At 70.3% G+C, this 15840-nt stretch carries 16 protein-coding genes; 9 read left to right on the top strand and 7 right to left on the bottom strand.

Going from position 1 to position 15840, the window contains the following annotated elements:
* Positions 1-171 precede the first annotated feature (171 nt).
* The 6 genes from ACFWB8_RS03245 to pstB all read left to right on the top strand — a co-directional run bounded on the left by ACFWB8_RS03245 (position 172) and on the right by pstB (position 7853).
* Positions 172-2448 carry an RNA degradosome polyphosphate kinase gene (locus ACFWB8_RS03245; protein ID WP_385221729.1) on the top strand — a complete coding sequence of 759 codons (2277 nt, stop codon included), beginning with the start codon at positions 172-174 and terminating at the stop codon, positions 2446-2448.
* On the top strand, positions 2429-3382 hold the full coding sequence (locus ACFWB8_RS03240; RefSeq protein ID WP_385221726.1) for a CHAD domain-containing protein: 954 nt from the start codon (positions 2429-2431) through the stop codon (positions 3380-3382). Before ACFWB8_RS03245 ends, ACFWB8_RS03240 begins: the two co-directional genes overlap by 20 nt.
* 301 nt (positions 3383-3683) lie before the next feature.
* Positions 3684-4820: a phosphate ABC transporter substrate-binding protein PstS gene (gene pstS / locus ACFWB8_RS03235; RefSeq protein ID WP_385221723.1), complete on the top strand. Its 1137-nt coding sequence runs from the start codon at positions 3684-3686 to the stop codon at positions 4818-4820.
* A 128-nt stretch (positions 4821-4948) separates the two neighbouring features.
* Positions 4949-5938, top strand: a complete 990-nt coding sequence (pstC, locus tag ACFWB8_RS03230; protein ID WP_385221720.1) for a phosphate ABC transporter permease subunit PstC — start codon at positions 4949-4951, stop codon at positions 5936-5938.
* Complete coding sequence (pstA, locus tag ACFWB8_RS03225; protein ID WP_385221717.1) at positions 5938-7020, top strand: phosphate ABC transporter permease PstA; 1083 nt, start codon at positions 5938-5940, stop codon at positions 7018-7020. Before pstC ends, pstA begins: the two co-directional genes overlap by 1 nt.
* Positions 7021-7076: 56 nt before the next feature.
* Positions 7077-7853, top strand: coding sequence for a phosphate ABC transporter ATP-binding protein PstB (gene pstB, locus ACFWB8_RS03220; RefSeq protein WP_385221714.1), 777 nt, complete (start codon positions 7077-7079; stop codon positions 7851-7853).
* A 116-nt stretch (positions 7854-7969) separates the two neighbouring features.
* Here pstB and ACFWB8_RS03215 read toward each other — a convergent pair whose 3' ends face one another.
* Positions 7970-8968, bottom strand: a complete 999-nt coding sequence (locus tag ACFWB8_RS03215; protein ID WP_385221711.1) for an anion permease — start codon at positions 8966-8968, stop codon at positions 7970-7972.
* Between the two features lie 5 nt (positions 8969-8973).
* A complete protein-coding gene (locus tag ACFWB8_RS03210; protein WP_385221708.1) occupies positions 8974-9594 on the bottom strand; it encodes a DUF47 domain-containing protein in 621 nt (206 codons plus the stop codon).
* Positions 9595-9789: 195 nt separating this feature from the next.
* On the opposite strand from ACFWB8_RS03210, the gene ACFWB8_RS03205 reads away from it, so the two are divergent.
* Positions 9790-10122 (top strand): metal-sensitive transcriptional regulator, encoded by a 333-nt coding sequence (locus tag ACFWB8_RS03205; protein ID WP_385221705.1) that lies wholly within the window; start codon positions 9790-9792, stop codon positions 10120-10122.
* A gap of 89 nt (positions 10123-10211) precedes the next feature.
* Here ACFWB8_RS03205 and ACFWB8_RS03200 read toward each other — a convergent pair whose 3' ends face one another.
* Both ACFWB8_RS03200 and ACFWB8_RS03195 read right to left on the bottom strand, forming a co-directional pair.
* Positions 10212-10397: a hypothetical protein gene (locus ACFWB8_RS03200; protein ID WP_385221702.1), complete on the bottom strand. Its 186-nt coding sequence runs from the start codon at positions 10395-10397 to the stop codon at positions 10212-10214.
* Between the two features lie 123 nt (positions 10398-10520).
* The gene (locus ACFWB8_RS03195) at positions 10521-11351 is read right to left on the bottom strand and encodes a hypothetical protein (RefSeq protein ID WP_385221700.1); all 831 of its coding nucleotides are present in this window, start codon (positions 11349-11351) and stop codon (positions 10521-10523) included.
* A 198-nt stretch (positions 11352-11549) separates the two neighbouring features.
* Between ACFWB8_RS03195 and ACFWB8_RS03190 the strand changes: the two genes are divergently transcribed.
* Together ACFWB8_RS03190 and ACFWB8_RS03185 are read left to right on the top strand one after the other, a co-directional pair.
* Positions 11550-11723, top strand: a complete 174-nt coding sequence (locus tag ACFWB8_RS03190) for a hypothetical protein (RefSeq protein ID WP_385221697.1) — start codon at positions 11550-11552, stop codon at positions 11721-11723.
* 69 nt (positions 11724-11792) lie between these two features.
* Complete coding sequence (locus ACFWB8_RS03185; RefSeq protein WP_385221695.1) at positions 11793-12008, top strand: hypothetical protein; 216 nt, start codon at positions 11793-11795, stop codon at positions 12006-12008.
* Between the two features lie 120 nt (positions 12009-12128).
* On the opposite strand, the gene ACFWB8_RS03180 is transcribed toward ACFWB8_RS03185, so the two are convergent.
* The 3 genes from ACFWB8_RS03180 to ACFWB8_RS03170 form a co-directional block, all read right to left on the bottom strand.
* Entirely contained in the window at positions 12129-12848 is a 720-nt protein-coding gene (locus ACFWB8_RS03180) for a phosphatase PAP2 family protein (protein WP_385221693.1), read from the bottom strand.
* A 189-nt stretch (positions 12849-13037) separates the two neighbouring features.
* A complete protein-coding gene (locus ACFWB8_RS03175) occupies positions 13038-14042 on the bottom strand; it encodes an NlpC/P60 family protein (protein ID WP_385222031.1) in 1005 nt (334 codons plus the stop codon).
* Positions 14043-14166: 124 nt separating this feature from the next.
* A complete protein-coding gene (locus tag ACFWB8_RS03170; RefSeq protein WP_385221690.1) occupies positions 14167-15807 on the bottom strand; it encodes a serine/threonine-protein kinase in 1641 nt (546 codons plus the stop codon).
* Between the last annotated feature and the right edge of the window lie 33 nt (positions 15808-15840).

Genomic DNA, 15840 nt, shown 5'->3' with positions numbered 1-15840 from the left:
CCGGCGCACCCCCACCGGCGGAAACGTGCACCAGGCGGAGCCTGGAAGCCACACGCCATTAACCGGGCATTAAGACGCGCTTGCGACTCTCCCCGCATGCAACCCCGCCTCCGCCTGACGGCCGACACTTCCGACGCGCCTGTCCTGCCGCGTGCGCGGAAGAATGGAGTCATGAGCCACAAGCCCAGCGCAGGTCCCACCGAGGTCCCCTCCCAGCAGCCGTCCCACAGCTCCGCGGCCTCCGCGGAAGCGGTAGCCGCCCGCGCGGTGTCCGGAGCGCACGCGCGCCTGGGCTCCATAGCCGCGCACCGCCCGCACGTGGACCTCGAACCCGATCTCGACGCGGATCTGGACACCTACGAGGACAAGGACGACGGAGAGCTCCCCCCGGGCCGCTTCCTCGACCGGGAGCGCAGCTGGCTCGCCTTCAACGAGCGCGTGCTGGAGCTCGCCGAGGACCCGACGACCCCGCTGCTGGAGCGCGCGAACTTCCTGGCGATCTTCGCGAGCAACCTCGACGAGTTCTTCATGGTCCGCGTCGCCGGCCTCAAACGGCGCATCGCGACGGGCGTCGCCACCCGTTCGGCCTCGGGACTCCAGCCGCGTGAGGTGCTGGACCTCATCTGGACCCGCTCGCGCGAGCTCATGGCCCGGCACGCCGCCTGCTTCCAGCAGGACATCTCCTCCGCGCTGGCCGAGGAGGGCATCCACCTGATCCGCTGGCCCGACCTCACCGAGAAGGAGCAGGCCCGCCTCTTCACGCTGTTCCGGAACCAGATCTTCCCGGTGCTCACCCCGCTGGCCGTGGACCCCGCGCACCCCTTCCCGTACATCTCGGGCCTCTCGCTGAACCTCGCGGTCGTCGTCCGCAATCCCGTCAGCGGCCACCGCCACTTCGCCCGCGTCAAGGTCCCGCCGCTCCTCTCCCGCTTCCTGGAGGCCTCCCCGCAGCGCTACGTCCCGCTGGAGGACGTCATCGCCGCGCACCTGGAGGAGCTGTTCCCCGGCATGGAGGTGCTCGCGCACCACATGTTCCGCGTGACCCGCAACGAGGACCTGGAGGTGGAGGAGGACGACGCCGAGAACCTCCTCCAGGCCCTGGAGAAGGAACTCATGCGGCGCCGCTTCGGCCCGCCGGTGCGCCTGGAGGTCGAGGAGTCCATCGACCCGGGCGTACTGGACCTCCTGGTGCAGGAGCTGAAGGTCAACGCCTCCGAGGTGTACCCGCTGCCCGGCCCGCTGGACCTGACGGCGCTCTTCGGGATCGCCTCCCTGGACCGGCCCGAGCTGAAGTACACCAAGTTCATCGGCGGCACCCACCGCGACCTCGCCGAGGTCGAGTCCGCGTCCGCGCCGGACATCTTCGCCGCGCTGCGCGAGCGGGACGTGCTGCTGCACCACCCGTACGACTCCTTCTCCACCTCGGTGCAGGCCTTCCTGGAACAGGCCGCCGCCGACCCGGACGTCCTCGCGATCAAGCAGACGCTGTACCGGACCTCCGGCGACTCCCCGATCGTGGACGCGCTGATCGACGCCGCCGAATCCGGCAAGCAGGTCCTCGTACTCGTCGAGATCAAGGCCCGCTTCGACGAGCAGGCCAACATCAAGTGGGCGCGCAAGCTGGAGGAGTCCGGCTGCCACGTCGTCTACGGGCTCGTGGGCCTCAAGACCCACTGCAAGCTCTCGCTCGTGGTCCGCCAGGAGGGCGACACGCTGCGCCGCTACTCCCACGTCGGCACCGGCAACTACCACCCCAAGACCGCCCGGCTCTACGAGGACCTCGGCCTGCTCACCGCCGACCCGCAGGTCGGCGCGGACCTCTCGGACCTGTTCAACCGGCTGTCCGGCTACTCGCGCCGCGAGACCTACCGCCGGCTGCTCGTCGCCCCGCGCTCGCTGCGCGACGGCCTGATAGCGCGGATCGACAAGGAGGCCGCCCACCACCGGGCCGGCCGCCCCGCGTACGTGCGCCTGAAGATGAACTCGATCGTCGACGAGGCCCTCATCGACGCGCTCTACCGGGCCTCCCAGGCGGGCGTCCCGATCGACATCTGGGTCCGCGGCATCTGCGCCGTGCGCCCCGGCGTCCCCGGGCTCTCGGACAACATCCGGGTCCGCTCGATCCTCGGCCGCTTCCTGGAGCACTCCCGGCTCTTCGCCTTCGGCAACGGCGGCGAACCCGAGGTGTACATCGGCAGCGCCGACATGATGCACCGCAATCTCGACCGCCGTATCGAAGCACTGGTCAGGGTCACCGACCCGGCCCACCGCGCGGCACTGGACCGGCTGCTCGCGACCGGCATGTCCGACGCCACCTCCTCCTGGCACCTGGGACCGGACGGCGAATGGACCCGGCACAGCACGGACAGCGAGGGCCAGCCGCTGCGGCACGTACAGGAGATGCTCATAGACGCCCGGAGGCGCCGGCGTGGCTCAGCCAAACCATGACCCGACAGCGCGCGCGGAGGGCTCCGCGGGTGACGTGCTCGGCGCGTACCTGCGGGCCCAGGCCACCGCTTTCCTACGCGGGCTCCGCCTGCACGAGGAGAGCGGGGCCGACGCGGCGGAAGGCGGTGATGCGGCGCGCGGCCTGCGGGGGGCCGCGCGCCGGATCAGCGGATCCCTGGCCACGTTCCGGGCGGTGACCGAGTCCTCCTGGGCCGACGGGCTGCGCACCGAGCTGGTGTGGCTGTCCTCCACGCTGGCCGACGAGCACGCGTACGCCGCCCGTCTCGCCCGGCTCATGGAGGCCCTGCACCGGCTCGCGGGGACCCCCGAGGTGCCGGCCCCGCGCGGCGCGTCCGGGTCGCTCACCGTGGGCTCGGCCCGGGCGGGGGCGCTGCTGGAGCGCCAGCTGACCCTGGCCCGGACCCGCGCGCACTCCGCGACCCTGCAGGCGCTGGGCTCGTCGCGGTTCCACGCGGTGGCGGACGCGGTGGCGGTGTTGGCCTCGGAGGTCCCGCTGGACCCCGTGGCGGCCCGCGGGCGGGTGGGCGAGGTCCTGGCCCCGCTGGCGGCGGTGGCCGAAACCCGCCTGACGGCGGCAGTGGAGGCCCTTACTCCGGCCCCGCAGGCGCACCCGTACAACCCGGACCACGACGGCCCCTGGAACGAGGTGCGCCGCCTGCTGCGGGTCCACCGCTACGCGCGCGAGGCGCTGGGCGAGGACGTGGCCCGGCTGGCGGCCGCGGGCGAGGCCCTGGACCGCCACCGCGACGCGGCCGAGGCGGCGGCCGCCTCGGCGACGGCCGCGCGCACTCCTCGGATCGCCCCGGCGACGGCGTACGCGCTGGGCGTGCTGCACGCCGACCAGCGCCACGAGGTGGAGGCGGCCCGCTTCACCTTCCACGACCTGTGGCTGCCGGCCCCGGCCGTTCCGTAGCCCGACCGGCGCATTCCGGCCATGCGGGTCGTGCATCCGGACGGTCACGCCGGGGTAACGGACGGATAACGCCCGCTTACGTCCGGGGGTGAACCGGGGTACCCGCACCATGCCGTCCGCCATGGTTCACCATCCGTTCACCCGGCCCGGTCGGCCGCTTCACCTGTTCTGCCTAATTTCAGTGGTGCACGGTGCGAGTCGCGGCACGACGAGCGGCGGACCGGGCAAACCGACGTAGTCCTCTTCGCACGCCGCCCCGACACAGAAAGCGGCCGGCGGCTTCTGGAAGGAACACCCGAAAGTGAAGCTTCAGCGCAAGAACATGCTTCGTGCCTCCGCCCTCGGGGCGCTTGTCGTGTCCGGCGCCCTGGTCCTCACGGCGTGCGGCTCGGACGACAACACCAACGCGAACGGCGGCGCCAGCGGCAAGCCGTCCGCCTCGGCGGGCGACATCAAGTGTGACGACGCCAAGGGCAAGCTCCTGGCCTCCGGCTCCTCCGCGCAGAAGAACGCGGTCGAGCTGTGGGTGAAGAACTACATGGCCGCCTGCTCCGGCGTCGAGGTGAACTACAAGTCCTCCTCCTCGGGCGAGGGCATCGTCTCCTTCAACCAGGGCACCGTCGGTTTCGCCGGCTCCGACTCGGCGCTGAAGCCGGAGCAGGTCGAAGAGTCGAAGAAGGTCTGCACCGGCGGCCAGGGCATCAACCTGCCGATGGTCGGCGGCCCCGTCGCCCTCGGCTTCAACCTCTCCGGCGTGGACAAGCTGAACCTCGACGCCGCCACGGTCGCCAACATCTTCAACGACAAGATCAAGAAGTGGGACGACGAGGCGATCAAGAAGCTGAACCCGGGCGTCACGCTTCCCTCCACCGCCATCCAGGCCTTCCACCGCTCCGACGACTCGGGCACCACCGAGAACGTCACCAAGTACCTCAAGGCCAGCGCGCCCGACGCCTGGCCGTACGAGGCCGCGAAGAAGTGGGCCGCCCCGGGCGGCCAGTCCGCCTCCGGCTCCGCCAGCGTCGCCGCCCAGGTCAAGCAGGTCGACGGTGCGATCGGCTACTTCGAGCTCTCCTTCGCCAGCTCGCAGAGCATCAAGACGGTCGACCTGAACACGGGCGCCACCGCCCCGGTCAAGGCCACCGGCGAGAACGCCTCCAAGGCCATCGCCTCCGCCAAGGTCGCCGGCACCGGCTCCGACCTGGCCCTGAAGCTCGACTACACCACCAAGGCCGAGGGCGCCTACCCGCTCGTCCTGGTGACGTACGAGGTCGTCTGCGACAAGGGCAACAAGGCCGAGACGCTCCCGACCGTGAAGTCCTTCCTGAACTACGCCGCCTCGGACGCGGGCCAGAAGGTCCTCCTCGAGAACGGCTACGCGCCGATCCCGGCCGAGATCAACGCCAAGGTCCGCGAAGTCATCAAGACGCTGGGCTGATCCTGACCCCCGGGTGCGGGCCTCTTCCGTCCGATGAGGCCCGCACCCGGGGACCCTCCCCCTTCACCCGGGGGGAAATCCGGTGCACCGCCGCCAGGGGGCCCGCCCCCATCCAGACCGGAAAGACCATGGCTTCCACGACACCCACCCAGATAGACCAGGCTCCGCCTGTCGCCAAGAGCGGAAGGTCCACCGGCCGCGCCGGTGACAAGATCTTCGCTGGGCTCTCCAAGGGTTCCGGCATCCTGCTCCTGGTGATCATGGCGTCGATCGCCGCCTTCCTCACCTACCGCGCCTCGATCGCCCTGTCGAAGAACGAGGGGAACTTCCTCACCACCTTCGACTGGAACGCGTCGGCCAACCCGCCCGTCTTCGGCATCGCCGTCCTGCTCTTCGGCACCGTCGTCAGCTCGATCATCGCGATGGCCATCGCGGTTCCGATCGCCGTCGGCATCGCCCTCTTCATCTCGCACTACGCGCCGCGCAAGCTGGCCGCGCCCCTCGCCTACGTGGTCGACCTGCTGGCCGCCGTCCCGTCGATCATCTACGGCATCTGGGGCGCCCTCTTCCTCGTGCCGCAGCTGAACGGGCTCAACCTCTGGCTCGACGAGTACATGGGCTGGACCTACCTCTTCGACAAGACCCAGGTCGGCGTCGCCCGCTCGCTCTTCACCGTCGGCATCCTGCTCGCGATCATGATCCTGCCGATCGTGACCAGCGTCAGCCGCGAGGTCTTCCTCCAGGTCCCGCGCATGAACGAGGAGGCCGCGCTGGCCCTCGGCGCGACCCGCTGGGAGGTCATCCGGATGTCGGTACTGCCCTTCGGCCGCTCCGGCGTCATCTCCGCCTCGATGCTCGGCCTCGGCCGCGCGCTCGGCGAGACCATGGCCGTCGCGACCGTCCTCTCCCCGAGCTTCCTGATCTCGTTCCACGTCCTGAACCCGGGCGGCGGGACCTTCGCGCAGAACATCGCCGCGAAGTTCGACGAGGCCAACGAGTTCGGCCGCGACGCGCTGATCGCCTCCGGTCTCGTGCTCTTCCTGCTCACCCTGCTGGTCAACGGTGCCGCTCGCCTGATCATCGCTCGCCGCAAGGACTTCTCGGGGGCGAACGCCTGATGAGCCACGCAATCCAGGACCAGCGCCCGAGCCGGGCCACCAAGTCCGCAGCCCCCACCAGCCTCACCCGAGGCGGCCTGCCCCGCTGGGCACCGGCCGGCATCGCGGTCCTCTCGGTCGCCCTCGGCTGCGGCATCGGCGCCGTCTTCGGCCTCGACAGCAAGATCCAGTGGGGTCTGCTCGCGGCCGTCCTCTTCGTCGCCGTGACGTACACCTCCAGCGCGGTGATCGAGAACCGCCGCCAGGCCAAGGACCGTGTCGCGACCTCCCTCGTATGGGTCTGCTTCGTCCTCGCGGTCATCCCGCTGCTCTCGCTGATGTGGACCACGATCAGCCGCGGCATCAAGCTCCTCGACGGGAACTTCCTCAGCCACTCCATGAACGGGGTGACCAGCTTCGACGAGGGCGGCGGCGTCTACCACGCACTGCTCGGCACCATCGAGCAGGTCGCCCTGGCCACCGCGATCGCGGCTCCCATCGGCCTGCTGACCGCCGTCTACCTGGTCGAGTACGGCCGGGGCTCGCTCGCCAAGGCCGTGACGTTCTTCGTCGACGTCATGACCGGCATCCCCTCCATCGTCGCGGGTCTGTTCATCCTGACGACCTGGAACCTGATGCTCGGCTTCGGCCCCTCCGGCTTCGCCGGCTCGATGGCCCTGTCGATCCTGATGATGCCCGTCGTGGTCCGCTCCACCGAGGAGATGCTCAAGCTCGTCCCTAACGAGCTGCGCGAGGCCGCGCTGGCCCTCGGTGTGCCGAAGTGGCGCATGATCCTCAAGGTCGTGCTGCCCACGGCCATCGGCGGCATCGCCACCGGTGTCATGCTGGCGGTGGCGCGCATCGCCGGTGAGACCGCGCCGATCATGCTGCTCGTCTTCGGCACCCAGCTGATCAACAGCAACCCCTTCGAAGGTGCTCAGTCCTCGCTCCCCCTGTACATCTGGGAGCAGTACAAGGTCGGCAGTGACGCCTCCTACGACCGTGCATGGGCCGCGGCGCTCGTCCTGATCGCCTTCGTCATGATCCTCAATCTGGTGGCTCGCGGCATCGCCCGCTGGAAGGCCCCGAAGACCGGTCGCTAGAGCATCGATTTGCGGCTCCGCCGCGTGAGACTTGTATGAAAGAGAAGTGACCCCTCATGGCCAAGCGAATCGACGTCAGCGGCCTTTCCGCCTTCTACGGCACCCACAAGGCCATCGATGACATCTCGATGACCGTGGAGCCCCGCTCCGTGACCGCCTTCATCGGCCCGTCCGGCTGCGGCAAGTCCACCTTCCTGCGCACCCTGAACCGCATGCACGAGGTCACCCCCGGCGGCCGCGTCGAGGGCAAGGTGCTCCTGGACGACGAGAACCTGTACGGCCCCGGCGTCGACCCGGTCGCGGTCCGCCGCACGGTCGGCATGGTCTTCCAGCGCCCGAACCCCTTCCCCACCATGTCGATCTTCGACAACGTGGCGGCGGGCCTGCGCCTGAACGGCTCGTTCCGCAAGTCCGAGCTCACGGACATCGTGGAGCGGTCCCTCCAGGGCGCCAACCTCTGGAACGAGGTCAAGGACCGTCTGAACAAGCCCGGCTCCGGCCTCTCCGGCGGCCAGCAGCAGCGCCTGTGCATCGCCCGCGCCATCGCGGTCGAGCCGCAGGTCCTCCTCATGGACGAGCCCTGCTCGGCCCTCGACCCGATCTCCACCCTCGCGATCGAGGACCTGATCGGCGAGCTCAAGGAGCGCTTCACGATCGTCATCGTGACGCACAACATGCAGCAGGCGGCCCGCGTCTCGGACCGCACCGCCTTCTTCAACCTGTCGGCGGTCGGCCAGCCCGGCAAGCTCATCGAGATCGACGACACGGACCGGATCTTCTCGAACCCGTCCGTCCAGGCGACCGAGGACTACATCTCGGGCCGCTTCGGCTAAACCGGGATGTTCTGAACGTCCTGCGGTGCTGCATGGCGGTGCCACCGCGAGGCGAAAGAAAGAAAAAGGGCCGGCTCCCCCTGGGTGGGGGGAGCCGGCCCGATTTCGTACGGCCGCTACACGAAGGCGAGGTCCACGATCCAGAAGCTGACCGCGGCGACCAGGGCCGCGGCCGGCATCGTGATGAACCAGCCCAGGATGATGTTCTTGGCGACGCCCCAGCGGACCGCGTTCACCCGCTTGGTCGCGCCGACGCCCATGATCGCCGAGGTGATCACGTGCGTGGTCGAGATCGGCGCGTGGAAGAGGAAGGCCGAGCCGAACATGATCGAGGCACCGGTGGTCTCCGCCGCGAAGCCCTGCGGCGGGTCCAGCTCGATGATCTTCCGGCCGAGCGTACGCATGATGCGCCAGCCGCCCGCGTAGGTACCGAGCGACAGCATCACGGCGCAGGCGATCTTGACCCAGACCGGGATCGCGTCACCCGCGGCCTGCACATCGGCGATGACCAGGGCCATCATCACGATGCCCATCGTCTTCTGCGCGTCCTGCAGGCCGTGGCCCAGCGCCATGCCGGCCGCCGACACCGTCTGCGCTATGCGGAAGCCGCGCTTGGCCTTGTGCGGGTTGGCGCGGCGGAACATCCACAGGATGGCGACCATCACCAGGTAACCGACGATCAGGCCCACGACCGGCGAGACGAACATCGGGATGACGACCTTGTCGACCACACCCGACCAGATCACCTCGGTGCCGCCCGCCAGCGCCGCGCCCACCATGCCGCCGAAGAGCGCGTGCGAGGAGGACGAGGGGAGGCCGAAGTACCAGGTGATGAGGTTCCACACGATCGCCCCGACGAGCGCCGCGAAGAGGATCCACATGCCCCGGTTGCCGTGGGGCGTCTCGATCAGACCCTCACTGACGGTCTTGGCGACGCCGCTGCCCAGGAAGGCACCGGCGAGGTTCATCACCGCGGCCATCGCGAGCGCGGCACGCGGGGTCAGTGCCCGCGTCGAGACGGAAGTCGCGATCGCGTTCGCGGAGTCGTGAAAACCATTCGTATACGTAAAGCCGAGCGCGACACCGATGGTCACGATCAGAGCGAAGGTGTCCACGAGGTTCAGGACTCCTTGACCGCGATGGTCTCCACCGTGTTCGCGACGTGCTCGAACGCGTCGGCCGCCTCTTCGAGCACGTCGACGATCTGCTTGAGCTTGAGCACCTCCATGGCGTCGTACTTGCCGTTGAAGAGCTGGGCGAGCAGCTTGCGGTGGATCTGGTCGGCCTGGTTCTCGAGGCGGTTGACCTCGATCCAGTACTCGGTGAGGTTGTCCATCGTCCGCAGGTGCGGCATGGCCTCGGCGGTCAGCTCGGCCGCCCGCGCCAGTACCTCGATCTGCTGCTCGACACCCTTGGGGAGCTCCTCCACGTTGTAGAGGACGACGAGGTCGACCGCCTCCTCCATGAAGTCCATGATGTCGTCGAGCGACGAGGCGAGGTTGTAGATGTCCTCGCGGTCGAACGGCGTGATGAAGGAGGAGTTGAGCTGGTGGAAGATCGCGTGGGTGGCGTCGTCCCCCGCGTGCTCCGCTGCCCGCATCCGCTCCGCGATCTCGGCCCGGGCGGAGGAGTCCGCTCCGAGCAGTTCCATCAGGAGCTTGGAGCCCGTGACGATGTTGTCCGCGGATGCGGCGAACATGTCGTAGAAGCTCGTCTCCCTGGGGGTCAGACGAAATCGCACGTGAGGTCCTCGGGGTGCATTGGATTCGGTCAGGCTGATGCTAGGCGCATCCCCCGGCCACGGCTAACCGGCGGTTCACCAGTGTCCTCCATCAGGCAGAGTGGGAGCGAGCGCCCCCTGCTCCTGCGGACGGGGCCCGTTACCCTATACCCATGAGGGGTATGTCTCCCCTCGTTCCGGACCACGGGAGGACGCATGACCACCATCGAGGCGGGGGGCTCCGGAGCCGAAGCGGACACGGCACCGGTGCACGGCTACCACCACCAGAAGGACGAGCACCTCAAGCGGCTGCGCCGGATCGAGGGCCAGATCAGGGGTCTCCAGCGGCTCGTCGACGAGGACGTCTACTGCATCGACATACTCACGCAGGTCTCGGCGAGCACGAAGGCGCTCCAGTCCTTCGCCCTCCAGCTCCTGGAGGAACACCTCCGCCACTGCGTGGCCGACGCGGCGATCAAGGGCGGCGCCGAGATCGACGCGAAGGTGGAAGAAGCCACCAAGGCCATCGCCCGCCTGCTGCGCACGTAACCCTCGCCGCCCCTCTCGGCTCCGCCGGCGTTTGAGGCGCGGGGTCCGGGGCGGAGCCCCAGGACACGGCGGGGCGGGGGCTGCGGGGGCTACAGCCCCAGGCTCATCAGGACCTCGTCGATCCGAGCCTGGCTGAGCCGGTCCTCCTCGGCCGCCGAAGCCGCGATGATCAGCTCACCGCACAGCTCGATCTCGGCGAGAGCCACGTGGTCCTGCACCGTCGTACCGCCTGCGGGAGTCACGCGTGTCACCTCTATCTGCCGATCTGCCGCCATCGGTCGTGGGGCGCTCGGCTTCTCAGCGTAGGGAGGGCGGCACGTGGTGCGCATGACACGGATGGACCATTTCCGGCTACCCGCCCATGACCCGATCGCGCCGCCCCGAAAGGGCCCGCCCGGCTAGTCGGCGATCTTCCCGGCGTAAATGTCCCCGCTTGCCGGCAATACGACGGTCACCGGGGTCCCGAAGCCGTACAGCAGCGTGGTGGAGGACACATCGATCACGCCATCGTTGACGTACGTGAAACGGTGGCGGACCTTCCGCAGCCGCCCCTGCTCGTCGAGGTACGCGTCGAACGGCACGGTGTCCTTGCTGAACCCTTTCGCCGCCGCTTCCAGCGCTCCCCTCACCCCCGGCGAGGCACTCCGCGCGGCCCGCGCGATGTCGGTGGTGCCCCGGTAGTGCCGCACCTTGGTGCCCGCCACCTCGGTCTCCCCGACGTACGTCACGTCCTGCGCGCCGCGCAGCAGCTCGGCCGCGGCCAGCGGATCGGTGGCCCCGCCCGTGACGAGGTTCCCGTCCGTGAGGGTCGTGGTGTCGACCCGTACCCACTTGTCGTCCGGGACGCCGGCGCCGCGGTTCTTCATGTACAGCGCCCCCGGCACCAGCAGCTCGGTGATGGGCCGGTGCTCGGCCTGGCCCTTCACATCGGCCGGGAGCATCACCAGGAGCTGGCCCATCCGGTTCTTGAAGTCGACCCCGCCCTCGCCCCGGATCGTGACCCGGGTGCCGCCGGTGGCCATCTCCATGGCCGTACGGGCCCGGGCGCTGCCGGTCTTCACCAGCGCGTCCGCGGCGCCCCGGACCGTCGCGGCGGGGTCGGCGGGGGGCCGGTCGTCGCTGTCCGCGCCGCCGCACCCGCCCATCGCCGCCACGGCCAGGGCCACGCCGACGGTGAGCGCCGCCTCACCCGCACGTCCGCGCCGCCGCCTGTGCTGGTGCACCACCATCGCCTGCCAACCCCCAACGCGTGACCGCTGTTTGCCCGAGGCCCCACCCGCTCCGCTTAACGAGGTCCGGGGTTTCCCGTCACGGGGCCGGGCTTTCGGACAGCGGCCCCGCAGGCATTCCGGCACCCGGTTCGCCCCGGGTACCGTGGTCGCGTGGACCCGCACACCAAAGCGACCCCCGCCCCTCCGCTTGGCTGCATGCCGTTGCACCGCGACTCCGCGGGCCCGGTGCAGCCGCCTTCCGGACACGCCACGAGCACCGCCGATCGCGGCTCGTTCTGCCTCGCCGTCTGCACCTGCGGCTGGAAGGGCCCCGCCCGCCGCTCCCGCGACCTGGCCCGCAAGGACGCCACCGGCCACACGGCGGGGTAGGCCCTGCGCTGATCGCCCGTTCGGACGGCCCCGCTGGCCGACGCGCGCGGGAGCGGATGCCCTTGACTCATGCCCGGACTCGCGCCCCGCTTCGCCGCCCTCCTGTGGGCGTTGCTCCTCTCCTTCGCACCGGCCGCCGCGGCCTGGGCCGGCCCGGTCGGCAGTGCGGACGGGCCGGGTGACGTGGCCCTGGCCATCGGCCTCACCACCGCCGCGGCGGTGGCCACCGGGCTGTGGCTGCGCTCGCGCTACCGCCGCGACGAGGACGAGGGCGGCGACCCGTGAGCCCGCGCCCCCGCCCCCGCCCGGCGGCGGTGCGGTGGTGCTTCGGGGTGGCGGGGCTGTGCCTGCTGGCGGCCGTGCTGCTCGCCCTATGGGAGTCGTACGGGCACGCGTGAGCCCGTATCAGGCGGCCAGGTCGCTCTCGTGCCCGCGCCCCGGCGGCGCGGCCTGCGCCTGTGCGAGGTCCACCGGCAGGGGCACCGCGCGCCCCCGGGCCCGTACCAGCACGCCGAGGCGCGGGGAGCGGGCCACGCTGCGCACCACCGGGGTCAGCAGCGCCATCGCGAGCGGAGCGAACAGCAGCACGACCGCGGTGCCCAGGGCGAGTCCGCCGATGACGTCGGTCGGGTAGTGCACGCCCATGTAGATCCGGCAGAGGCCCTCCAGCATGGCCACGCCGATGCCGAGGTACCCGAGCTTGCGGTTCGCGATGAACAGGCCGACGCCCAGGGCCATGGCGAGGGTGGCGTGGTCGCTGACGAAGGAGAAGTCGCTGCGGCCGACCACGAGTCCGGGATCGAGCACCTCCACCCCGGCGTGCTGGCGCAGCGGCCGAGGCCGCCCCACGAATTCGCGCAGCGGGATGTTCACGAGCAGCGCGGCCGCGGCGCCCAGCGGGGCCCATACGAGCGCGGTGAACGACTCGACGGCCGTGGCCTCGTCCTGCCGGCGGGCGCCGCGCCAGCACCACAGGACCAGGAGCACCAGGGCGGCGAGGAACCCGTACTCGCCGATGATGCCGACGGCGCGGTCCACGACGCCCGGGGCGTGCCGGGACAGGCCGTTGATCTCGTACAGCAGGCTTACATCCAGGTTCGGCCCACCAGTTGTGAGTCCAGCCATGGTGATGCGGCCCCTTGCCCTTGCCTTGGTTCGCGTGCGGGCGCACGCCGGTGTGCGCCCCTTCGCGCCCTGTTGATCAACCCTGTGCCCATGGAACGCCCCTTCTGGCGGCTAGGTTCCACTCTCCACCGAATGATCACCCCAACGTTATCGAAGAGTGACTGATTGTTGCAGCCCAGGGCCTTCGCCTCACGGAGCGTTGCCGGCACCGACGCGCCTGGGCAGCGCCTCCGCCCCGTCCTTCGTCACGCGGGTCGCCCCGAAGTAGTCGGGGGTGTCGATCTTGTCGAAGCGGATCACGGCACCGGTGTAGGGAGCGTTGATCATGTAGCCGCCGCCGACGTACAGCCCGACGTGCCGGATCTCCCGAGAGTTCGTCAGATCGTCGGAGAAGAACACGAGATCACCGGGCAGCAGATCCGCCCGCGCGGGATGCGGCCCGGCGTTGTACTGATCGTTCGCCACGCGCGGCAACTCGATCCCGACGCTCTCGTAGGCCGCCTTGGTCAACCCGGAACAGTCGAACCGCCCGTCCTGATCGGGCGTCCCGTTCCCACCCCACAGATACGGCGTCCCAAGCTGCTTCTGCGCAAAGTAGATCGCCCCGGCAGCCTGCTGCGAAGGCGCCACCCGCCCGACGGGGGCCTCGAAGCTCTTCGCGAGGGTCGTGATGGTCTTCACGTATCCCTCGGTCTCGCGGAAGGGGGGCACTCCCTGGTGCTGAACGACCGCGCCGGGACCCGCGTTGTAGGCCGCGAGCATGTTCTTGACGGGGTCTCCGGGCACCTTGCCCACGTAGCGCGCGAGTTCACAGTCGTACGAAGCAGCCGAGGGGATCGCGTCGTTCGGGTCCCAGATGTCGCGATCGCCGTCGCCGTCCCCGTCGATCCCGTGCGTGGCCCAGGTCCCCGGGATGAACTGGGCGATGCCCCGCGCGTCCGCCGGACTGACGATGTCCGGGTCCCAGCCGCTCTCCGAGTAGAGCTGCGCCGCGAGCAGGGCGGGCGTGAGTGTCGGGCAGAGAGTGCCCCACTTCTGTACGAGCGGCTGGTACTTCGCCGGTACGGCCCCCTTGGCGAGCCCCACGAGACGTCCTCCGGCGCCGCTCGCCAGGCCGGCGGCCGCCGAGTACGTGCCGACCACGAGCAGGGCGACGAAGCACAGGCATGCCCCGAAACCGATCCCGCCCATCACCCAGACTCTGCGCACCCGGCAACCCTCCCCCATCGAGCGGCCTTTATCAGGCATTCGCCCCCCGTGTCGAATCATCCCTTCTGTCGGCCCTCCCGGTCAGCCCTTGGGGCCGATCCCTTCCGACTCAGCTGATGAATCCCGTACAGAACATGCTCTTGTGCTCCGTGTCCGAAGTGGCGTGACGGAACACCACCGTCCAACCGCCCGGCTCCTGCGCGAGCGACGGCGCCTTCACCTTCTTGCCGTTCAGCTCCATGGAGAAGTCGTCGGGGTAGGTGAGGTCCTTCCAGTTCGTCCCGACGCCCTCGTACACGTTGCGGGCCTTGGCGACGAAACCCAGCTGGCGGTTGTTCGTCACCGAGGTGGACCGGCCGTTCTCGTCGATCTCGTGCTGCGGCTTCACGACGACGGCCACGTAGTACGGAGGCATGTCGTCCGGGGCGTACTTCATCCGGAAGCCGATCTGGACGGTGCCCGGCTTCACCTCATGCAAGTAGTCGCTCTCCGCCGTGGTCACGGCGATCTGAAAATCCGACTTGGCTTGCTCCTCCACGGGTTCCTTGCAGGTGTTCTTCGTGGGGTCGAAGTCGTCGATGTTCGGCCCGGTCTGCTTGATGAACACGGGAGGACCGGCCGGAGACTGGGCGGCGGGAGACTGTGCGGCCGGCGTCCCCGACGGCCCGCCGGCGCCCGGGCTCTGCGCCCCGGTCCGGGGGTCCTCGCCGCCCTTGCCTCCCAACGGGAGCTTCCACACAGCCACCGCACCCACCACCGCCAGAGCCACCGCGGCGGCCACCCAGAGCGCCCTCCGCCGCTGCCGCGGGGCCGGGCCCGCGGCCCCGGCCGCGTGCTGGGTCGGCGTGTACCCGTAAGGCATGCCGGGGCCCTGCGTACGCATCTCGTGCACCGGCACGGCCTCGCCCAGCACACCCAGCCCGGCGTACACCGGATCGTCGAGCAGCGCGTCCCGCACCCCGCATCGCCGGATGACCTCGGCCGGATCGGGCCGCTGCGCCGGGTCCTTCGCCACGCACGCCCCGATCAGCGCGGCCAGCCCCGGCTCCACCCCCGACACGTCGATCGGCTCGTGCACCGCGCGGTAGCTCACCGTCGCCGCCGCGCCCGTGCCGAACGGCGGCCGCCCGGTCGCCGCGTAGGCGAGTGTCGCGCCGAGCGCGAAGACGTCGGCGGCCGCCCCGGCCTCGGCGCCCAGCAGCACCTCGGGCGCCGTGTACCCCGGAGTGCCCGGCGCCTGCCCGTCCTGGGTGAGGGCCGTATCGCCCACGCCGCGCGCGATGCCGAAGTCGATGAGCTGCGGACCCTGCGCGCCCAGGATGACGTTCTGCGGCTTGAGGTCCCGGTGGGTCACCCCGTACGCGTGGACGCTCGCCAGCCCCTCCGCCAGCGCCGCGAACAGCCGCCGGCAGGTGTCCGTCGGCAACGCGCCGCGCTCCGCCACGGCGTGACTGAGCGTCGGGCCCGCCACGTACTCGGTCGCGATCCAGTACGGGGGCGCCTCCAGCGAGGCGTCGATCAGGTTCGCCGTGTACGCCGACCGCACCGCGCGTACCGTCTCCGCCTCCCGGCGGAAGCGCGCCAGCGCCTCCGGGTGGCCGGTGATCTCGTCCCGGATCACCTTGACCGCCACCAGCCGCCCGCCCGGCGAGCGCCCCAGATACACCTGCCCCATGCCGCCGGCGCCGAGCCGGGCCAGCAGTGCCTGCGCCCCGATGTGGGCGGGGTCGGTGTCTCTCAGAGCCTCCATCCGCACGAGACTGCCACACCGACTCGCCTGCGC

This window comes from Streptomyces sp. NPDC060031 (assembly GCF_042736805.1).
In the GTDB taxonomy this organism is placed as follows: Bacteria; Actinomycetota; Actinomycetes; order Streptomycetales; family Streptomycetaceae; genus Streptomyces.
Note: the sequence above shows the minus strand (reverse complement) of the source record. Positions and strands in the feature narration are given on the sequence as shown.